The organism is Myxococcus llanfairpwllgwyngyllgogerychwyrndrobwllllantysiliogogogochensis, from assembly GCF_006636215.1.
Classification (GTDB): Bacteria; Myxococcota; Myxococcia; order Myxococcales; family Myxococcaceae; genus Myxococcus; species Myxococcus llanfairpwllgwyngyllgogerychwyrndrobwllllantysiliogogogochensis.
The window spans coordinates 1-3111 of sequence record NZ_VIFM01000480.1 but is presented as its reverse complement, the minus strand read 5'-3'; the positions used below and the strand labels follow the sequence as shown (position 1 = coordinate 3111).

Annotated in this window: 1 protein-coding gene; it reads left to right on the top strand. The window is 69.3% G+C overall.

Going from position 1 to position 3111, the window contains the following annotated elements; all coding sequences use genetic code 11:
• Positions 1-16 precede the first annotated feature (16 nt).
• On the top strand, positions 17-3111 hold a 3095-nt coding region (locus FJV41_RS48545; protein WP_181791503.1), incomplete at its 3' end, for a non-ribosomal peptide synthetase.

The following is a 3111-nucleotide window of genomic DNA, read 5'->3' as shown; positions in this document are numbered from 1 at the left end:
GTGTATAAGAGACAGGGTGCAGTACGCGGATTACGCGAGGTGGCAGCGGGAGTGGCTGAAGGGGGAGGTGCTGGAGAAGCAGTTGGCGTGGTGGAAGGAGGAGCTCGCGGGAGCGCCGCTGGTGCTGGAGCTGCCGACGGACTGCCCGCGGCCCGCGGTGCAGACGTTCGCCGGAGCCTTGAAGTGGATGGCCCCGCTCGAGGCGTTGGAGGGCCCCCTGCGCGAGCTGAGTCGGAAGGAAGGGGTGACGCTGTACATGACGCTGCTGGCGGGGTTCCAGGCGTTGCTGTCGCGCTACAGCGGACAGCGGGACATCGTCGTCGGTTCTCCCTTCGCGGGACGCGGCTCCAGGGACCTGGAGGGGATGATCGGCTTCTTCGCGAACATGCTGGCGCTGCGAGCACGCGTCGAGGATGTGTCGTTCCAGGAGTTGCTCAAGCGGGTGCGGCGCACGTGCCTGGGTGCGTTCGCGCACGAGGAGCTGCCGCTCGAACAACTGGTGGACGCGCTCCAGCCGGGGAGGGACTTGAGTCGCTCGCCCCTCTTCCAGGTGGCCTTCGTACTCCAAGGCGCGCCGGCCTCGGCGTTGGCGCTCGAAGGCGCGGACGTCTCGGACCTTCCGCTGGAGCCGGGCGTGTCGAAGTTCGACCTCACCCTGTTCGCGCGGGAGACGCCCCGAGGGCTGGTGACGTACTGGGAATACAACACGGACCTCTTCGATGAAGAGACGGTGACGGAACTGGCGGAGCGCTACGTCCGGTTGCTCGAGTCGGTGGTGGCTCATCCCGAGCAGCGCGTCTCGGAGCTGCCCCTGCTGAGCGCCAGCGAACGTGAGCAGCTCCTGGTGGCGTGGAATGACACGCGGACGGAGTATCCCCGCGAGGCGAGCATCCACGAGGTGTTCGAGGCGCAGGTGGCGCGCACGCCCGACGCCGTCGCGGTGGAGTTCGAGGGCGCGCACCTGACCTATGCCGAGCTGAATCGGCGGGCCTGGCAGCTCGCGCGGCTGCTGCGGCAGCGGGGTGTGGTGGCCGGAAGTCGCGTGGGGCTGTTCACGCGGCGCTCGCTGGAGATGGTGGTGGCGACGCTTGGCATCCTCAAGGCCGGCGGGGCGTATGTGCCGCTGGACCCGTCGTATCCCGTCGAGCGGCTGGCCTTCATGTGCGAGGACGCGGGGCTCCAGGTGCTGCTGGTCCAGCCCTCGTTGCGCTCGCGGCTCCCCGCCATGGCCGTGGACATCCTGCCGCTGGAGTTTTCATCGGAGCCGGCTGGCTCGGAGGACGACGAGGCGCCGGGCGTGCCCGTCCCACCGGAGGCGCTGGCGTACGTGATGTACACCTCCGGCTCCACGGGAAGGCCGAAGGGCGTGTGCATTCCACACCGGGCCGTGGTGCGACTGGTGAAGGGCTCTCACTTCGCCGAGCTGGGAGCAGGGGAGGTCTTCCTCCAACTGGCGCCCATCTCGTTCGATGCGGCCACGCTGGAGCTGTGGGGCCCGTTGCTCAACGGAGGACGGCTGGTCGTCTTCTCCGAGCACTCGCCTTCGATTGAGGAATTGGAGGGCGCGCTGTCGCGCCATGGCGTCACCGCGCTGTGGCTCACCTCCGCGTTCTTCGAGCAGGTGATGGCCACCCGGCCCGAGTCCCTGGCGAGCGTGCGTCAGGTCCTCACGGGAGGTGACGTGGTGTCGCCCGGAGCCGTCCGCGCGCGGCTGGCGCGGGGTGGAAGCGTGGTCAACGGCTATGGCCCCACGGAGAACACCACCTTCACCACCACCCATCGGCTCACGGACCCGGCGCGAGTCGGCACGTCGGTGTCCATCGGTCGGCCCATCTCCAACACGAGCGTCTACGTGCTGGACGCGGCCCTGGAGCTGGTGCCGGTGGGCGTGTGGGGCGAGCTGTACACAGGGGGCGATGGACTGGCGTGGGGCTATCTCCGCCGGCCCGAGCTGACCGCGGAGCGCTTCGTGCCGCATCCCTTCAGCGCGGAGCCGGGAGCCCGGCTGTACCGCACGGGAGATCGGGTGCGCTTCCTGCGCGACGGGACGCTCGAGTTCGCCAGCAGGCTGGACGGTCAGGTGAAGCTCCGAGGCTTTCGCATCGAGTTGAGCGAGGTGGAGGCCGCGCTCGCCGCGCATCCCGAGGTGCGTGAGGTGGCGGTGCTGGCCCGGGACGATGGGCCCGGAGGTCGGTGGCTCGTCGCGTACTTCGTGCCCTCCGTGGGAGTGGCGCTGACGCCCCAGGCGATGCGCACGCACGCGCAGGCACGGCTGCCCGAGTACATGGTGCCCTCGGCTTTCGTCCCGCTGCCGGCCTTCCCCCTGACAGTGAACGGGAAGCTGGACAGGACGGCGCTGCCATCACCGCGAGCGGAGGACGCGCGAGGTGAGTACGTGGCACCGCGCACGGCGATGGAGCAGGTGGTGGCCGATGTGCTGGCGCCGTTGTTGGGCCTCTCGCGGATGGGCGTGGAGGACCACTTCTTCGAACTGGGGGGACACTCCCTGCTGGCGACACGGGCTGTGTCGCGGTTGCGCGAGGTGCTTGGCCGCGAGCTGCCCGTGCGAGTCCTGTTCGAGTCTCCCACCGTGACGCGGCTCGCGGAGCGACTGGAGGAAAACCATGGCGCGCAGCCGCCACCCCTGACGCACCAGCCGCATGGTGGCGTGGTGGAGCAGTCCTTCGCGCAGCAGCGGCTCTGGCTCACCTCGCAGCTCGACGCGGGAGGGATTTCCTACAACGTCCCCTTCGCGCGACGGCTGAGCGGCCGGCTGGATGTGCAGGCACTGGAGGACGCGTTCCGCGAGGTGGTGAGGCGACACGAGTCACTGCGGACGACGTTCGGAGAAGTGGACGGCGGGCCGGTGCAGCGAATCCACGAGGCGGTGGAGTTCAGCCTGCGAGTGGAGGAGGTGGAGGAAGGGGGCGTGCTGGCGCGAGTGGAGGAGGAGGCGCGCCATCTGTTCGACCTGGAGCGGGGGCCGCTGCTGAGGGCGAAGGTGCTGAGGGTGGGGGAGGCGGAGCACGTGTTGGTGTGGGTGGTGCATCACATCGTGTTCGACGGATGGTCGGTGGGAGTGCTGGAGCGGGAGTTGAGCGAAGCGTACGG